This window comes from Prescottella subtropica (assembly GCF_005434945.1).
GTDB lineage: Bacteria > Actinomycetota > Actinomycetes > Mycobacteriales > Mycobacteriaceae > Prescottella > Prescottella subtropica.
This window is the reverse complement of the sequence record NZ_SKCH01000032.1, coordinates 14,645-31,904: the sequence shown is the minus strand read 5'-3', so window position 1 is coordinate 31,904 and position 17,260 is coordinate 14,645. Positions and strand designations below refer to the sequence as shown.

General features: G+C 68.1%; 13 protein-coding genes. 8 read left to right on the top strand and 5 right to left on the bottom strand.

Going from position 1 to position 17,260, the window contains the following annotated elements; all coding sequences use genetic code 11:
• The 3 genes from E0497_RS18880 to E0497_RS18870 all read right to left on the bottom strand — a co-directional run.
• Positions 1-850: DUF8176 domain-containing protein (locus tag E0497_RS18880; RefSeq protein WP_479681069.1), on the bottom strand; the 850-nt coding region annotated here is incomplete at its 3' end.
• Positions 851-1,162: 312 nt separating this feature from the next.
• Complete coding sequence (locus tag E0497_RS18875; RefSeq protein WP_137726339.1) at positions 1,163-2,380, bottom strand: insoluble domain protein; 1,218 nt, start codon at positions 2,378-2,380, stop codon at positions 1,163-1,165.
• Between the two features lie 359 nt (positions 2,381-2,739).
• Positions 2,740-3,444, bottom strand: a complete 705-nt coding sequence (locus E0497_RS18870; protein WP_161987450.1) for a P-loop nucleotide/nucleoside kinase family protein — start codon at positions 3,442-3,444, stop codon at positions 2,740-2,742.
• Between the two features lie 205 nt (positions 3,445-3,649).
• Between E0497_RS18870 and E0497_RS18865 the strand changes: the two genes are divergently transcribed.
• Both E0497_RS18865 and E0497_RS18860 read left to right on the top strand, forming a co-directional pair.
• Positions 3,650-5,839, top strand: a complete 2,190-nt coding sequence (locus E0497_RS18865; RefSeq protein ID WP_137726337.1) for a helicase HerA domain-containing protein — start codon at positions 3,650-3,652, stop codon at positions 5,837-5,839.
• Positions 5,840-5,922: 83 nt separating this feature from the next.
• Complete coding sequence (locus E0497_RS18860) at positions 5,923-6,243, top strand: hypothetical protein (protein WP_137726336.1); 321 nt, start codon at positions 5,923-5,925, stop codon at positions 6,241-6,243.
• A 76-nt stretch (positions 6,244-6,319) separates the two neighbouring features.
• Here E0497_RS18860 and E0497_RS18855 read toward each other — a convergent pair whose 3' ends face one another.
• The gene (locus tag E0497_RS18855) at positions 6,320-7,366 is read right to left on the bottom strand and encodes a hypothetical protein (protein WP_137726335.1); all 1,047 of its coding nucleotides are present in this window, start codon (positions 7,364-7,366) and stop codon (positions 6,320-6,322) included.
• 221 nt (positions 7,367-7,587) lie between these two features.
• On the opposite strand from E0497_RS18855, the gene E0497_RS18850 reads away from it, so the two are divergent.
• The 4 genes from E0497_RS18850 (at position 7,588) to E0497_RS20640 (ending at position 12,812) form a co-directional block, all read left to right on the top strand.
• Positions 7,588-8,934 carry a hypothetical protein gene (locus E0497_RS18850; protein WP_137726334.1) on the top strand — a complete coding sequence of 449 codons (1,347 nt, stop codon included), beginning with the start codon at positions 7,588-7,590 and terminating at the stop codon, positions 8,932-8,934.
• A gap of 94 nt (positions 8,935-9,028) precedes the next feature.
• Positions 9,029-11,371, top strand: coding sequence for an AAA family ATPase (locus tag E0497_RS18845; RefSeq protein WP_137726333.1), 2,343 nt, complete (start codon positions 9,029-9,031; stop codon positions 11,369-11,371).
• Between the two features lie 76 nt (positions 11,372-11,447).
• Positions 11,448-12,266, top strand: a complete 819-nt coding sequence (locus tag E0497_RS18840) for a DUF6884 domain-containing protein (RefSeq protein WP_241665975.1) — start codon at positions 11,448-11,450, stop codon at positions 12,264-12,266.
• 384 nt (positions 12,267-12,650) lie between these two features.
• Positions 12,651-12,812, top strand: coding sequence for a hypothetical protein (locus E0497_RS20640; RefSeq protein ID WP_170313013.1), 162 nt, complete (start codon positions 12,651-12,653; stop codon positions 12,810-12,812).
• Positions 12,813-13,083: 271 nt separating this feature from the next.
• On the opposite strand, the gene E0497_RS18835 is transcribed toward E0497_RS20640, so the two are convergent.
• Positions 13,084-14,325: an AAA family ATPase gene (locus E0497_RS18835; protein WP_137726332.1), complete on the bottom strand. Its 1,242-nt coding sequence runs from the start codon at positions 14,323-14,325 to the stop codon at positions 13,084-13,086.
• 170 nt (positions 14,326-14,495) lie between these two features.
• Between E0497_RS18835 and E0497_RS18830 the strand changes: the two genes are divergently transcribed.
• Together E0497_RS18830 and E0497_RS18825 are read left to right on the top strand one after the other, a co-directional pair.
• Positions 14,496-16,085: a vWA domain-containing protein gene (locus tag E0497_RS18830; RefSeq protein ID WP_137726331.1), complete on the top strand. Its 1,590-nt coding sequence runs from the start codon at positions 14,496-14,498 to the stop codon at positions 16,083-16,085.
• A 95-nt stretch (positions 16,086-16,180) separates the two neighbouring features.
• Positions 16,181-17,191, top strand: coding sequence for a hypothetical protein (locus tag E0497_RS18825; protein ID WP_137726330.1), 1,011 nt, complete (start codon positions 16,181-16,183; stop codon positions 17,189-17,191).
• Positions 17,192-17,260 lie beyond the last annotated feature (69 nt).

The window sequence follows — 17,260 nt, the reverse complement described above, 5'->3', positions numbered from 1 at the left end:
CACGCGACGTCGGCATTCCTACTGCGACAACACATCCCCGAACGCCTACGAACGCCACTTCTCCGATAGCATCGGCGACGCAGCGTAATCCACCCCTGTGTCCACTATCCGGGGGTAAGGCCCGTTCCCCGGTGACGTGGAACTCGTTCGGTTTGTCGGTGGGGGTGATCGTCATGCAGTGCTTCGTGCCCGGGGCGATGGCGTCGATGAACGGTTGGATGCCGGCGGGATCCATCTGCAAGGCCGGATCGTATGTGGTGACGACCTTCCCTGCGTCCCGGTCCGCGTAGTAGTGGTACTCGAAAGCGGTGATGACGCCGACCCCGGATGTGCGGTCGCCGACTGCGTTGGTGACGACGTTGTTGTCGCCGGGGTTCGGGTCGGTGCAGAACGCGGGCGCAGTCGGTGTCATCGACGTTGTGGGCGCCGACGTCGTTGTGGTGGGGGAGGGGAAGTCTTCGGCGAGGTTGGTGGTGTCGTCGCCGCGGAGTGCGCTCGCGGCCCAGAAGATCGCGCCGGCGCCAGCGAGGACGATCACTCCGGCGAGGACACCCGCGATCTTGGCGGTCTTGCGGTCACGGGTGGGTGCGTCGACGTCGACCTTCGCGCCGACAGTCGGCGTGGGTGCAGGTGCTGGTTCGGAGACAGGGGCGCGTCGTGGGGAGCGCCGGAACAGGGCATCGTTCGACGGCGGAACGTATGCCGGTGTCGGGGTGTCCGGGATCGGATCGCTGGTGTCGGTGAACAGTTCGTCGTGCGACGGGGCCGTGAACAGTCCTGGCGACGAGGTCGCAGACGGAGCTACGGACGGAGTCTGCGGGAGCGGTGGCGTCGGTGGGGTCTCGACCACCGGCACAGACGGAGGAACATCTACCGGGGGCGGCGCCTGCGGCGCATCGGGCGCGACCGCGGCGGCGGTGGTGTCCTCAGGGTCGATGTAGTCGTCGTCTGTTGATCGCCGTGGATCCCAGTCGTTCACTGTGTTTCACCTACCGGTCCTGATCGTGGGTGGGGACTGGACGGCCCGGGTCATGCCGGTCCTGTACCGAAGTCGTTGTACTGCACCATCTGTGAGTGATGCTGGGTTCTCGGGCCGCCACGCGAGACGCAGCGTGGCGGCCCGAGAACATCGATCAACCCCAACAGTGCGGGGGTGGTGCTGTTACAGCGGCCGCACAGCCTGGTTGAAACCGTCCTGCACGGCACCGATCGCGGTCGCGATGCGGTCGTTGACCGGGGCGAGGATGTCGTTGATCGGGGCCATCGCCTCGGCCTGCGCCTGGTTCGCGTTGTCGATCGCATCGATCACGTGCTGACCACCCAGGTCCGACACCGCCTGACGGATCTGCTGGTCGGCGCGCTCGATGTTCGCGGGCGCATCCGCGACGGCCTGCACGACAGCCGCGCCGACCGGGTTCGATGCCACACCGGCCGCCGCCGACTGGACGTCGTTGGTGATCTGGACGGGGTCCGGGTCGGGCAGCTGCGGCAGTTCGGTGACAACGAGTTCGTTGTCGGTTGCCTCACCGCCGCCGACGAACCCGCCGACCGCGGCACCCGCAACGGCGCCGACGACCGCGGCAGGGACACCCGCGGCGACAGCACCCGCAGCCTGACCGGCCACATAGCCGACGGTGGCGCCAGGGATGGTTCCGATGCCAGGCGCGTACGGCATCAGGGCCTGCGAGACTGCGCCACCGAACGGCACACCCATCGGTCCGACGAACGCACCACCGGCGATAGCAGCGGGGACACCGACGATCGCGGCACCCGCGACAGCACCAGCCGTCATGGACGCGGCGACACGGTCAGCGCGCGAGTCGTCGACGCCGACGGACCGCCAGAACGTGGACGCCTCAGCTTCCCAACCGGCAGCAGTGTTGTTGGTGCGCTCCAACACGTCATCGGTCATCCAGTTCGGCTGCTCGGCGATCCGGTCACCGATGCGGAGCATCTTCGCGCCCTGCTCGTTGACCGGTGCCTCGATCGGGGCGACCGGCTCCACGTAGACGGGGGCGTGGAACTGCTGCTGCTGCAGCGGCGGCGAGTACGACGGCTCGGTGTACACCGGTGCCGGCCGCGACGGCGCCTGCTGGATCTGCGGGGACGGCGCAACCCAGTATTCGCGCTCCGCCGGCGCGGCCGGGGCCGGGTCGGGCCGGTACGCCGGGGTCGCAACCCCGCCCTGGTTACCGCCGCCACCGGGGGTGGTGACACCGCCCTGGTCGCCGCCGCCACCGGGGGTGGTGACACCGCCCTGCGGTGCGGCGTGCGCAACCACAGGCAGTCCGATCATCGAGATGGTGCTGACGGCCGCCGCGGTCGCGATGGCACGCTGCCGGCGGGTGACCCGCCGGTGAGTTCCCTTGTAAGTGCCCATGGGGTGTGTCGGGCGCGGCTGGGCGCCCAGCTCCTTTCTAGTGCGAGGCAGCACCGTTCGAGAGGGTGCTGCTCTATCGCGAGGGCGTGAAGCCCTTCGAGATGCTTGTGTTTCTCCGACGGCGGCAACGATAGCCAAGCCGGTTCCGGGTATGCGGCACCGAGCGACGCCCTCAACCCGGGAAGGAGAGATGGAACCCCGAAAGACCAACCCCGACGAGACGACAGCAGTCCCGCTTCGTGGGCCTCAATGCCCCTGTCAGGCGGTCCTGCCAGCACGTTTCGTCAGGGCAGCCCTAGTATCGGCCTGCTGCGGGGTCGGTCCACGATCCCCGATGGGGCACTCTCCGGTACCCGCGACTACCGGACAGCGGATGCCAGGTGGGGTGCATCAGCGTCTTCCCGCTCCCACGCTTCGACCAGGCCGAGGATCTGCCCGATGGGGGCACTGTCCGCGTTGTAGGTGCTGTTGTCGATGGCGGTGTGCGGGAACCGGGGTGGACGGTCCCACGCGGTCGAAGAGATGTATTCGTCCCAGTGTGATCGCTTCCACTGGTCGCGTGGATCATTCCGCTGCTCGATGTAGGACCGCATCGCGGCGGGATCTGCACGCACCCACACCACCTTCAACACGGCACCGGCCGCGGTGACCTGTTCGAGCATTGCGTCGTACCAGTCGGGGTCTTGCGTTTCACGCATGTACGGGGCGGTGGTGACCACGTTCATCCCCAACGCCACGTTCTCCGCCGCCGCAGCTTCGAGTTGCTGATACTCGAGCGGCCGAACAACCGACAGGTAGTTGCCACTTTCACGGTCGTGGGGCAGGCACCCGATGCGCTGCAGCAGTTCCTCAGTGAATGCCTGTGCGAGCGTGTCCTTGTCGAGGAACACCGCCCGCAGCTCCTTCGCGAGACGGCGGGAGATCTCCGACTTCCCGACACCAGCCAACCCGCAGACCACCACCAGATGCGGGCGGGTGAGAGAGCAGGTGCGTCCACTGTCACGGGTGGGCTGTCCACCCGGCTTCCGGGCTGCGTCGTCGATGTCGTTGCCGATCAATGCCATCGTTTCCTTCACTACTGGTGGAATCCACGCGGAGACTTCTCGGGCACCCGCGTTGTCGGATCGGAAATCTACTGGGCCGGTGACTGCTGCAGCCTGGTGCTTGAGGGCACCTGCCGCCCGTCTCCCGGATCGCATGCCGCGCAGCAGGAACCTGCGCCGCTATCGTCGCCGTGCCCTGCAACGCTGACCAGGAATCGAGGACACCATGGATGCTGCCGACGTGATCGCGGTGATCGGCTCACCATCGACATGCGACACGGCTGTGCTCAACCTCAACCGCAACGCCTACCGGGCGTCGATGCTCGGGTCGATGCTCGCGTTCGACCTCGGGTTCGCGGACGGCTCCGTCGAACGGGCGTTGGGCACCGTCACGAAAGTCGAAACCATCAACCCGATCCACACGGCGACCGCGAGGGAAGCCCTGCACATCGCGCAGCGTGGTGTCCTCGAACACCAGTCCGGAGACCAGGGCGATGCCCGCGCGGTCACCATCAAGGTCGAGGCGGTGTTCCGGCAGTGGCAGGGCGTGTGGAACAAGCATGCGGCGACCCTGTCGAACTCGCCCGCCACAGGCACCCCGGTCACGGTCTTGGATCAGGCCACGACCGACGAGTTGATGGCCGACACCCCCAACCCGGCCTACGTCGGCACGCTCCGCGGGTCGGCGGTGCGGATCCCGTTCACCCTCACCGATTTCTCCGGCCCCCGCGGCTCGCGACACACCGCGGTGCTCGGCGCGACGGGCAGCGGCAAAAGCGTGTGGACCGAATACGTGCTGGCCACACAGTTGCGGTGGCCGGGGATGGGGCAGGTGATCCTGGACCCGCAGGGGCAGTGGGCCACCGAGCACGGTCTGCCGTTCTCCCTGCAGGGTCTCGCCGTCGCGTGCGGGCGGACCGTGCATGTGGCGAGACTGTCTCAGTCGTTGCGGCTACGGAAGGATGCCCCGCTGTTCCTTCGTCTCCTTGAGGAAGCGAAGTGGTTCCGGAACCTCGCGTTCGGTGCCGGCGCGGACGAGAACGTCGCGCAGGCCCGCGACGCCCTCCACACCGCGCTGCAGGACAAGTCGGCTGTCGCAGACGCATGTGGCACCGACGACTGGACGGAAGGGGCGCCGGACGAGGTGATGCGGTACCTCCTCGACTGCCTCCACGATGTTCTCCCCGCCGGCACGATCTACGCCGGTGTCGAGCAACAGAATCGGGTGTCCCGCACGATCTACCGGCCCGAAGTCGACGCGGACGGGCAGCCACTGCCGCAGGAGGTGGTGGACCGGCTGCCGTTCGGTGCTCTCGACGACGGTGGCGCAGCGCGATTCCGGAAACTGCTGACCGTGTTCTCGGCGCTGCATTCGCTGTGGTCGCCGTACTCGCCGGCGGGGGCCGCGAAGATCGCCGCCGGTGCTTCCCCCGATTCTCTCGGCGCCAGTGATCGCCGCCGAGACGCGTGGGGATTGATCCGGCAGGTGATGGACCCGAAGCCCGGCCAGCCTGCACCGTGGCTGGTACTCGACCTGTCGGCTGATCTGTCGCAGATGAACCTCGACGGCAACGACGCAGACAGTGCTGGTGAGGTGATGGCGGCGACGCAACTTCTCGACACCGCGGAAGTCAAGGCCCGGATCATGTCGCAGCTGTTGAACACCCTCAAGCTGGCGGGGCAGCAGCAGTTCAACCGTGGCGGGCAGCTGAACGTGCAGGTCGTGGTCGACGAGGCATGGCAGTACGCGGGCCCGGCGGACGCGGCGACACAGTCCGATGCGGTACTCGCATTGTCGAACCAGTTCGCGGGCGACTGCCGTGATGCACGCAAGTTCGGGATCGGGTTCACGTTCATCCTGCAGGCCGCGACCGGTCTGCGAGACGACATTTGGCGGCAGCTCGGGGTGCTGCTCGTCGGGTACGGGCTGCACGATCAGGCGGACATGAAACGGATGGGTGGCCGTGTCAGTGATGCGCACCTCGCGTTGTATCGGGCGGCACCGCCACCGGAAGCGACAGGCCGATACACGTGGATGTGCGTGGGTGGTGGGGTGACGGGGCTGTCGTTCGGCGCGAACCCGGTGTTCTTGGAGGCGGTCACCGACCCGAGCGTGTGGCTGGCATGGAATGCGCCGTGGATCAACCAGTTACGTCGCGACTTCTCCCAGCATCTACCGGTCGGCGACAGCGGCGGGCGGCTGCAGCAGTTGCCGGGACGGCCGGGATTCGACGATCCGGCGATGGCCGCGCATGCCCGCCGCCGCGACATCGTCGACGGGCACGCGAACACGGCCGGTGTGGCCGCAGTCGCGGCCGCGGTCGGGGCGCGTGGCCGCCAGCCTGCAGGTGGCTCGACGGCAGCGGCTCCGAGTCGGTGGGCGACCCGTGTCGACGACGATGACCCACCGTTCTGAACCGGGACGCGAAGCCGGGGACACCGTAACCGGGATTTCTAGACTGGCCGCACCCTGTACGCCTCACATGAAGGAGATGCGCTGTGGCGCAGATCAGAACGCAGACGCTGCTCGTACTGAGCGATGACGAGAAGGCCGCTTTCCAGAAGGCCGGCGACCCGAAGGCGATCGTCGAAGCGACGAAGCCGCTGGTCGACGCATTGAAGTTGGAGGCGAAGTCCCTGGCCGCACTGAGCAAGGGATCACCGACGCAGGACGACCTCGACAGCGCAGCCGAGTCCCTGGACCGACTCAAGAGCCTGTTGGAGGTGCTGCCGGCGAGTGACGCCCGTGACGGTGCGTACGCGCAGCTCGACGACGCTCAGGGCATCATCACCGAGCTGCGGGGCATGCTCGCCGCGTGACCCGACAACGAGAACGGGCCCGCACCACCACATCTGGTGCGGGCCCGTTCTCGTCGGCTTTGAGGCTTTCCGGCGGTCAGGCGGAGAGAGCGTGAGCGGGATGGGTAGAGGCCTGCGCCTGCCGTAGCTGCTCGAGGCGCTGCTCCGCGTGCCGCTGGCGGCTCAGCCACAGGGCACGGTGCCGGCTGGCGGCCGCTCCGGGAGTGATGTTCGGGATGTCGGCGCCGAAAGAGTGCAGCAGGTCTGCGGCACGGTCCCAGCGGCACCCCAGGAGCGACGCCAACGTGTTCGGCGCCATCTCTCGGGCGACGGCCTGGCGGATGATCTCCCGCTCCTCCGCATGGGGGATGACCTCACGGCCGTCGGCACGCATCCCGGGGTTGTTGTCGAGTGATGACTGGGCGACCCACCGCGACTTCCCGCCGGACGCAACCGTGGAGAGATTCCTGTCCGAGAGGACAGCTTCGACGAGCATCGTGTCGTGGCCGGGCATGGGCTCGAGATCTGCAGGAATCCAGTTGGTGGCGGGGTCGTCTCGGTAGACGACGGTGCCGGCCAGTGCGTCGAGGCTGTGCTGGTCCCGGTCGAGATCGGTGACACGGTCGTGGACGTGCGGGTCGGGCAGCCCCTGGGAGGTCCATGCGACGGCGGCGACCACGGCGTCGGTGGGTTGGGTGCCGGCCTCGATGTCGGTGAGAACGTCGGCACGGCACTTGGCGAGGATCGGGCACTGCTCGCACAGACTGATCGCGGCGCGGGCCGCGCGGACGCGGGCGTTCACGTACCGCTTCTCGGTGTTGAGGTCCGCGAACGTGGCTGCCGGCAGGACCGCGGAGTCCGTCGACACGGTGTCCGGCTGGTCAGGCAGCATGAACGCATCCTGATCATCCTTGCAGGCAGCGGTTTTCGATACCCGGCTCGCGGCCTGACGCCAGGCGTCGAGGGTGGCGCGGCTGGTGGCGGGGGACGCCGGTGGGCGGCCGGTGCGACGCAGGTGAGCGGCATGCAGGGCGGAGCGGGCACGCAACCGTTCGAGGTCGCGTGAAACGTCGCGCGGGCCAGTGGGGATCGTTGTCTGCTGCGGGGGGGACTGGACCCGCCCACGCATGGGTGTGATGGCCATGATGTGTCCTGATGTGTAGTTGGGGGGCGTGCCTATCTCCGATAGCTGAGAAAATAGCACGTCACCGGGGTCCGGCGCGGTAGTCACACCCGCCGAGTCCAGTCCCCAACCGCAGATGTGAACTGGGCCACCGCCCGCGCGCCACCCGGGTGCGGGCACCGCCGGCCGGTGATCACACAGAAGTGCCGCACTCCCGAACGGAGGTCGGGACACTTCCTTCCATGAACAACGACGTGGTTTTGAAGGCCGGATTCTTCGGGTGCGCCCACGCCGGTTACGGCATGCGCGGAATGGCACGAAAGCATCCGTCAGGGTTGAACATCCGCGAGGTCGACGGCTACATCACCTACGAGCTGGTGCAGCAGGACATGATCGCCGCCGGTGTCGACTTCCAGGTCAACGGCGGTGACGCCTTCCACGTCCACCACCCGCCCGTACGCGCGGTCAACGCCGAACGCCGCACCGACGCACTCCGCATCACCGCCGGCATTCCCGCGATCGTCAACACCGGAAACCACGACGTCGGCGCCGGAACCTCAGTGTCGGCGGCCGCACTGCTCCACCAGCCCGAACTGGGCCGCTACGCGGTGTTCCCAGACGCGGGCCGCCCCGACAGCGACATGATCGGGCCGGTCCCCGGCTACTACGAAGTGCACCAACCGCTCCCCGATGTGCCCCTGTACCTGCACGTCGTCTCCCACAACGGGCTCGACCCGCGGCTACCCGAACGGGGCATCACCATCGACCCCCAGCCGATCGAAGGGGGAGTGAACATTCTTGTCTCCCACGGCATTTTCTCCGCCGACGGCCGCCTGTTCGGTGCCGACGACCGGCACGGCGCTGAACGGGTAGTCCCAGAAGAATGGGCCAACCGCGGATGGGACCAGTCGATCCTGTCGGACTACCACACCCCCGGCCCGATTCCCGGGTTCGGACCCGCCGACGGGCGGGAACGCGGCCAGGTGTGGATGACCGGATCACTGATCGGCCGAGGATTCTCCGACGACATCTGCGCCCGCGGCTGGCTCCTGCTGGAACTGACGAAGGACGGACGGGTGACCGTGACACCCCGCTACGTGTGGCGGCGCCCCCAAATCGACTTCGACACCATCGACGCCCGAGGTAAGACTATCGACGAAATCAACCAGATCGTCCGTGAACGCCTCGCCACACAGGACTGGTGGGACGATGAATCCGCCGAGGTCACCGGCGACGGCGGACACATTCTGCGGCAGAAGATTTCCCACACCACGAACGCGCAACGTCACGGCATCCGAGCGTTGGCGGGGGAGTGGGCTGCCGCTGCCGGCCGCGCCGCCTACTGGGCGTTCGCGTGGGAAGACCCGCTGCCGAACGACTTCGGTTTCCGTGCCGCCACCGACACATCCGCTGGCGGTGACACCGGTGGGCGTCCCCGCAACGCCGACCTCGCGCAGGCATTCACCGACCGCCTCGAGGAGGGCCGTGTAGGGGCGGTTCTCCGCAACCTCGTCGACGACGTCCGCGGCCCAGTGATCACCCACACCCAGCGGGCACTGCAGAACCTGGCCCCCACCGACCCCCGCTGACCGGTAGGTCGTGCCGCACCCGTCAGCGGCGCGACCTACCTTGGCCGCCACACCCAATCGACCCGCACCGTGCGGGAAACCTGAGGAACCCCGCATGCAGATCATCACCGGCCGCATCTACAACTACCGCTCGATCGAGGACATGACCCTCGACTTCGACGCGGACGGCATCCACGCCCTCATCGGCCCGCCCGGCTCCGGCAAGTCGTCGTTCCTTGGTGCGATCGGATTCGCCCTCTACGGTGACCCCGGCCCCGGTATCGACCTGGTCGACCTGCGCCACGACAAGGCTGACGACAAGGCCCCCGCTGGCGCCGACATCACCTGGCGGCACGGGCAGGACACCTATCGGACCGTGCGTGAGATGCGTCGCGGCACCCGCGGCGGCAAGCCCGTCGAGAAGACCACCGCCCGCATGTGGCGCAACGGCACCGAAATCGAGGGGATGACCCCGACACTGCTGACTGCGGAGGTCACCAAGATCCTCGGCATGTCGGGGCGCGCGTTCCGGGGCGCCAACATGATCGCCCAGGGCGAGGTCGACACCCTCGCGACCGCCACCCCGTCGGAGGTCACCTCCCTCGTCGAGGAACACACCGGTGTCTCACAGGTGACGAAGCTCCGTGACCAGGCCCGCAAGGACGCCGGCGACAAGCAGGCTGTCGCCGACGGCACCATCGGATCACCGGAAGCGGTCGCCGACGCCGAACAGCGCGAGCAGGAAGCGATCAAGGCCCACCAGGAAGCGGACACAGAACATCAGGCGGCGGCCGCGAAGGCTGACCGGGCCCGCACCGAATGGGAGCAGGCGAACATCACGGCCGTGCAGTTGCGGGCCGATGAGCGACGCGCCCGACAGTCCCGTGATGCTGTCGTCGCGGCGACGGCGGTCGCTGACGCCGCCGCACGCCGTGTGGCGGAGATGCGGGTACTCGTCGCCGACCAGAAGCTCACCGACACCACCGTCGACGTGTTGGGGGACCGGATCACCCGGTTGCAGGAGACTGTCGCCGCGATCACCACCGCAGGTGCCTCGCTCGCCGCCGCCGTCAAGGCCGTCGACACCGCCGAACAGGACGCCGTCGCAGGGGAACAGGCCGCCGCAGCGATCAACACCGCAGACGTGGCCGCGCAACTGCAGGCCGCCGAAACCGACCGCGACCAGGCCGACCAGGCGATGCGTGCCGCCGACCGTCAGCAGGCCGCCGCCCGCGGTGAGGCCGACAAGCTGGCGAAGTCCCTGCAGGTGCTGCACGCCGCTGACGGGCACGCCGACTGCCCCACCTGCCGGCAGTCGATCAGCGACCTCACCGAACTGATCGCCGACCTCGAGCAGCAGCGGAACACGGCGCAGACTGCAGCGGAGAAGGCTGCCGCCACCGTCACCGCCATGACCGGCCGCCGCCGCGCCGCCGAGAACACGATGGCCGCCGCGCAGCGGGCGCTGCAGCAGGCCGAGCAGGCCCGTCACCACGCCGAGCAGGCCCGCAGCCGCGCGCAGGCCGCGACCGTCGCCCAACAGGAGGGACTGGATGCTCTGGTGGGGTTGCTGCGCAGCCTCGACCCCGCCATCGCCCCAACCCTCGACAACCCCACCGATGCCGCCACCTGCCTGACCGTGGCGCGGGCAACGCTGGGATCGGTGAACGCCCGCGGCCAGGAGTTGCTGGCACACCGGCAACTGCTGGTCGACGTCGCTACCGCGGAACAGGAACTCGCCCGCGCCCGCACCACGGTCCGGGACACCGAAGCAACCGTCGTCGACGCCCCCGACCCGCAGAACGTGGCAGATGCCGAGACTGCCGCCACCGAAGCGCGGGGCCGACTCGACATCGTCGAACGCGCCGCCAGCGACGCCCGCGCACTGCTGTCGGCCACGAACACCGGCATGCTGCAGTTGACGGACGATGCCGACCTGGCCCGCGACCAGTGGCAGCGGAAGCGGACCGCACTGCAGGACGCCGAGGTCGCCCGAGGGATCGCGGACTCGCTGACCGCGCTACGCCAGGATCTGCTGGCCGAATACGCCCAGCAGATCTCGGAATCGGCCACGGAACTGCTGCAACGGTTCGGCGGCGAACACGTCGCCTTCCACCTCGACTCGGATTTCGTGCCGTGCGTGGAACTGGTCGACGGCCGGCTACGCAAGACCAAGCTGCTCTCCGGCGGCGAGAAGGCCCGCGCCGGTCTGGCATTCCGGCTCGGCATCTCCATGCAGGTCACCGACGGTGGGTTGCCGGACCAGATCTTCGGAGACGAGATCACCCAGTACCTCGACGACGAGGGACGGCGGGCGATCGTCGAGACGATCGGGGAACTGTTCGCCTCCCCGATCCTGATCTCGCACACCGACGAAGTCCTCGACTACGCAGCATCGGTGCACCAACTCACCCGAAACCCGCTCGGCGCCACCGAAGTCGTCACCGCCGACGCCTGAACACACGCCCTGGCCGGGTGGCCGCCCCACACCTGTCGTGGACGGCCACCCGGCCCGGCGAGAACGGAAACCCCTGATGCCTCGAATACACGCCCCCACCTACCGGTACACCGACCCGACGCTGACCGCACCGCAACCCGGACGGGCATTGATCACCGAGGTAGGGCTCGTCGAATCCCTCCCCGGGATCGGCCCGAAAACCGGTGGCCAGCACGTCGGTATCCCCCTGGCCGTAGGCCCCCGGAACACCCGACTGCTCCGCCCCTACGACGGCATCGAGATCAGCCTCTCCAACACGGACCTGCAGCTGTGGACGGCCCCGTTCCACGTCGCCGCCCACACCCGCGGCGTGTTCGACCTCGCCGACCGGGACGGCTGGCAGTGGCTGCGGTGGACCATCGCCGACCACATCGAACACGACCGGCAGACATCCCGCGACAACGCCGGTGCCGGCAGTCGGCCGCTGGTGATAGTCCCGTGCGGCGCCGCGAAAGTCCCGACCACGCAACCTGTCCGCGCCAGCCACCTCTACACCGGCACCTACCACCGGCTTGGGTTGCGGGCTGCCGCTGCTCTCACTAACACCGAATCGACACGAATCCTGTCGGGTAAGCACGGTCTGCTCAGGCTCGACGAACCCGTCGCCCCGTACGACCTTCGGCTCGGACAGCCCGGCGCGGTTACCGCAGACGACGTCATCCGGCAGGCCCGCACGCAGGGGATCCTCGACCGGCCCCACGTCATCGCGCTCGGCGGCCGCGACTACACCCGACTGGTCCTGCAGGTGTGGCCGCACGCCACCACCCCGCTAGCCGGCAGTCGTGGGATCGGCGAGCAGCAGCAGCGCCTCGCCACGATCGCCGCCGGAACCTCGCTGGCAGCACTGGCCGCGTGACTGTCAGGCCGACGCGGCGGAGCCGAAGTGCGGCAGTTAGGGGACATGCCGTTACTACATGTCAGTGCGCGGTTTCCCTGGCGGCGTGAAGATCTCGGACCACACGGTCCAGAGCATCAAGTACCGCCGCAGCCTCCGGGTCTCGACGCAGTTCCTCGATCACCATGGGATCCCCATCGACATGTAGTTCGGCAATCCGAATGAGGTCGTAGTCGGTCACATGTGGTTGGACGTCACAGCGACACGAACGGTTCCGTTCGACCTGCAACCAGTCTCTCTGGCGCGCTGTCCGGCGTGCACGCCGCTGACTATCCCGAAGTGGCACTGCGATACTGCCGGGGACGTCACCCGGTTGACGGAAAACACTACGAGCAAAGGCGAACGATGAGCTACGTGTACCGAGAGGCCCGATCCCCCGGATTCTTTCAGTCAGGCGTCTACGAGGTCGGCTACTACCACCCGAACGGGGAGTGGGAGGACGAGTCCTCCCACTCGTCGTCGGAGGACGCGGCCGAGCGTGCGCGGTTCCTGAACGGCGGCAATTAGTCACCTGCCAGCCAGCTGACGCCGCTGTGGGGAGCGGAATCCGGTACCTCGGGTGACGGTTGTCCTACGATGGGCGGCAGCATGGCAGCACCGCGTTGTTGCTGTTGTGCACGACCCCGCCCGTGGTGCTCACCCCCCGACATCACGGTTGGGGTCGTGACTCGCTGTAGTCCCGGACGGCCGGTGTGAGGCCCGCCCGCCCGGAGGTCGACTGCGCGAACAACTGTGGGGCCCACCGGCAGTTTCCTGCTGGTGGGCCCCACAGTCGTTGTTACAGGGAACGTGATTGCAGCGGTTCGGGTTGATCGCGGCCGAGCCCCAACTCGGCGGTGAGAAGGTTCTGCAGGTGGGTGCGTTGCTCCCCGGCCGGGCATTCGCTGACCAGGGCGGACGCCGCGAAGTGCTCGTCGAACACCAGCGTGAGATCGCGGGCATTGAGCAGGGACCGCATCGACGGCACCCACCGGTCGATCCCGTTCACCGCTTCCGCTTCGGCAAGGTTGTGCAGTTGGCGTGCCACTGCGACGAATCCTCGTGGCACATCCAACTGTTCGGCCGCTTTCAGATCCACAGGCACGTGCAGCTCGAACGCTACCCGATCGTAGATCGGGCCGGTGATCCCGAAACCCACCCCCGGGTTGATGTTGATGACCGCCGCGAACCCTTCTGCTGCGGTGATGGTTTGCCCGTCGGGGCGGTCGAGAACTGTCAGGGTGCGCTGGTGGTCGAGGACCGGCAGCAGCGTCGCCTGCACCCCGGGTGGCATCCACCCGAAATCGTCCAGGAGCAGCGGTCGGCCCTGCAACATCGCCTGCACCAGCGGCCCATCGACCCACCGGAACACCCCGGCCTGGCCGGGTTCCGGAAGATACTGTCCGACGAGGTCTTGGACGACCATGCCGTCGTAGCAGGCGGTGATGACCAGGTCGTCTCCGTGGGCGGCGCGGGCGGCGGTGGTCTTGCCGGTGCCGGGAGGTCCGGACTGGATGATGTGCAGACCCCATTTGCGGGCCTGGCGGAGTGTGTCGATGTCGCTGTGGACGCCGTCGATGACCCGGGGGATGTATCCGGGAACGAACGTCGGATCGGTGGGGGCGGGTTCGGCCGCGGTGCGGGCCCATTCGGCGCGTTCAACGAAGCCGGGGATGTCGGCGGCCAGGCCGTCCATGCGTAGGAACTGGTCGACGAACCGCATCGCGATCGTCTTCCAGGTGTCGGTGGCGTCGTCGGGGATGGCGGCGCTGTCACCGCCGTTGTGTGCGACCAGCAGCGGCCGGCACGGCACCCCGCCGGGGGTGTCGCGGCCGGCTTGCCGTTCGACCGCGTCGGCGGCGGCCAGTACCCGGCCGGCCAGATCGGTCAGGGCCGCGGTGGTGGGTTCGGTGCGGCTGATCCTCAGGTTCTGCACGGGACCGGTGACGTACACGCCACCGTCGGTGACGAAGGTGACGTGGGCGTCGTTCACCTCGTGGGCGAAACGGTCAGTGGTGTAGGAAATCCCGAAGACGATCACGCGGGCGCCCTTCTCGATCGGTGTCGGCGACCGCCGGCAGCAACTCCTGCTGTCGGCCGATACCCGAACGACGGCAGGCACAATGCTGTGGCATCGCCCGTGGTCAAGACTTTGGAGTGATCATATTGAGCGCAGTTCCGGCCCCTTGGACGCCAGTCGTCGAGTCGATTGTGGCTGCGGGTGTCGAGTTGATCGACACCCGCATCGACGTCCACCTGTTCGGTGTCGATGGTGATCCTCTGCTGGCGGCACCGGTGCTGGCCGCGTACAGCCCTGATCGACTGTTGGTCGACGTCGCCCGGCTAAGGGAGTTGATCGCACCGGAGTCTCGGATGGATTCGATGGTGCACCGGATGGCATGCCCGGAAGCGTCCGGTCTGGTGGCGTCCGCGCTGGGCATGATCGCCGTCGACGGTTGGTGGCGCGGCCCAGATTGCGACGGCACCGCAGGTTGGCTGGCGGCCCGCGGGTTGGCGCGGATCGTGTGCGAAGCGCGGCTCGCGGCGGCGAGGCCGGGGGAGCGGCCGATGCTGCAGGCCGCACTGTCCGTGTCAGTGGGGGCGTCGCGGACGATGAGTCAGCGGGATCTGGTGCGGCTGATGGTCACCGAGATCCTTCCGCGCGTGGATCTGATGGTGTTGCCGGCGTACGTGTCGCGGCCGGTGAAGCAGTGGCTCGTGCAGTGCGGTGCCCGAACCGCACTGGCCGGGTGTGTGGGTGTGTGGCGTCGGGCGGCGAGTCTCGACGTGACAGATCGGGCCGGTTGGGAAGAGTTGGGTGTGGCGTTCGCCGACGCCGTCGACGCCCTCTGCGGGGACATGCCAGATGCGCTGGCCACTACCGATTTGTGGGAGGCGGTCACCCCAACCGTCGACGCCATCGCCGACGCCGCCCGCACCTGCCGTGACACCGCCGCACAGTTCGCTGACACCGCCGAACCCGCACCCCTTCCCGCCACCACCACAGTCGATGTCGACGGCGGGCAAGCCGGAACCGGGCTGCCCCACCACCGGATGCTCCGCTACACCGACCCCACCAACCTCGAGCGCGCCGCCCGCGACCAGTTCGCTGCCCGACTCTCCACCGCCAGTTACCGCTCCCCAGGCATGTACACCCAGGCCGTCGCCCACCCGGCCGGCCGCCTGAACACGAGAGAGCTGGTGCGGCTCAGCGCCCAAACCCGCCTCGGGTTGCAGGCCACTGCGAAACCGTGGACGCGCCACGCCATCGCCCCCCGCGCCCGCGTCCACCTGACTTTCGCGATGGTGTTCGACGCATCCCTGACCATGTCCCCGTGGGCGAACCATGCCGGGCCCCTCGGCTGGGCTGTCGCCTCGGCCGTGCATCAACTCGGCGGCAGCTGCACTGTCCGCGGGTTCGGCGGCGACACCTTCGAAGTGATCCGCCCCGGCACCGCACCCGCCCAAGTGCCCCGCGTCATCGACAGCGGATCCGGCTCCGACGGCTGCGACACCGCCCTGGCGGAAGTGATCGCCGACAGCCGCATCCTCGACCGTGACGGGGCCCGCGTCGTCGTCGTCCTGACCGACGGGAAACTGCCGCAACAGGATGCGGCCGGCATCGACAACGCCGTCGACAAGCTCCGCGATGCTGGGGTCGTCGTCCTGTGGGTACTGCCATCGGTGCAGGTCACTGCCGATGTCATCCCCGCCCGCGCCACCGTGTTGACGTCGGTAACCCCGGAATCGTTCATCCCGGTCGTCGCCCAAGCGGTCGTCGACGAACTCGCCCACACCTGAGTAACCGCGACGCGAGACGGGCATGACCGGAAATGGGGTTCGTACCGTGTTCGACAACCACGGTCGCCGACATCGTCGGCAGGAAGGCGCACCCCATGTCGAACACGCCACGCATCACCCCGATCAGCCGTGAGGATGCCGCGGCCGCCAACCCGAACCTGCCGTGCGGGCCGCTCGTCGTCGATGACGGACACGTCCACGCTGTCGGGGAATCACACGGCCGGCTGCTGCCGATGGTCGGGCAGCTGCGCCCATTCCTGTACGACGTCGCGTTCGACGGCAAACGCGTGTACGCGGACCGTGTCGAAGACGTCCTCGCGATGATGCTGGGGGAGCGGTACGCCGAACTCGTTGCCGCCGTCGATGTTCTGGACGCGAACCCGGTCCCCGCACCGGACGACGACGACATCGAACCGTTCGACGACGTTGTGGCCGCAGCCGATGAGACCGGCGCCGACAACATCGATGTCGCCGCCACCGACGCCGATCTGGCGGCGTTCGCCGCGCACATGCACTACAGCGACGAGATCGCCCGCAACCAGTACGAGATGGCGCTGATCCGCCGCCAGCACGCCGACGGGATACGGGTCCGGTTGCAGGCCGGGATCAACGACACAGCCCGCACGGACGGCACCTGGCAGATCCTCACCGACGAGCAGCAGCAGCTGTTGGTGTCGGCCGGCGACGACAACGGTATGTCGCCGGCCGGGGTGATCGAAGAGGTGCCGGTCCTCGTCGACGGTGTCGACGGCACCCTCACCCAGACCACCGTCGAGCGGGGCGTGTGGACCGCGGACACCCGGCTGGTCGTCAACACCGGCGACTATGCGCCGTGGGAGCCGATCCCGTTCCCCGAGTCGGCTCTGATCCGGTTGAACGAACACGACGAGGAAGTGGAGGTGCCGACCCGCAGCAACCTGGTTGTGCTGCGGATCGACACGCCCGACGACTACATCGAATCGCTGTCCGAGGCAGGGATTGTCCGGTTGTCGGTGACGCCGGCGGAGCAGCCCGACGACTTCTTCCGTGAGGCCGAAGCGATCCTCGTGCAGGCCGCGGTCGATGCCCGGTCCTCGGAAGGATCCGCAGCGCAACCGGACAAGTAGCGATGTGCGTGCGGGACCGTCAGGACTATCTGCGATAGCAATACTTCACAGACCTCACGACCCCCACGT

What these genes read in the sequence shown, in the direction of transcription:
- E0497_RS18875 (WP_137726339.1), bottom strand. Translation starts at nt 2,380, where the DNA reads ATGGGCACTTACAAGGGAACTCACCGGCGGGTCACCCGCCGGCAGCGT.
- E0497_RS18870 (WP_161987450.1), bottom strand. Translation starts at nt 3,444, where the DNA reads ATGGCATTGATCGGCAACGACATCGACGACGCAGCCCGGAAGCCGGGT.
- E0497_RS18865 (WP_137726337.1), top strand. Translation starts at nt 3,650, where the DNA reads ATGGATGCTGCCGACGTGATCGCGGTGATCGGCTCACCATCGACATGC.
- E0497_RS18855 (WP_137726335.1), bottom strand. Translation starts at nt 7,366, where the DNA reads ATGGCCATCACACCCATGCGTGGGCGGGTCCAGTCCCCCCCGCAGCAG.
- E0497_RS18850 (WP_137726334.1), top strand. Translation starts at nt 7,588, where the DNA reads ATGAACAACGACGTGGTTTTGAAGGCCGGATTCTTCGGGTGCGCCCAC.
- E0497_RS18845 (WP_137726333.1), top strand. Translation starts at nt 9,029, where the DNA reads ATGCAGATCATCACCGGCCGCATCTACAACTACCGCTCGATCGAGGAC.
- E0497_RS18840 (WP_241665975.1), top strand. Translation starts at nt 11,448, where the DNA reads ATGCCTCGAATACACGCCCCCACCTACCGGTACACCGACCCGACGCTG.
- E0497_RS20640 (WP_170313013.1), top strand. Translation starts at nt 12,651, where the DNA reads ATGAGCTACGTGTACCGAGAGGCCCGATCCCCCGGATTCTTTCAGTCA.
- E0497_RS18825 (WP_137726330.1), top strand. Translation starts at nt 16,181, where the DNA reads ATGTCGAACACGCCACGCATCACCCCGATCAGCCGTGAGGATGCCGCG.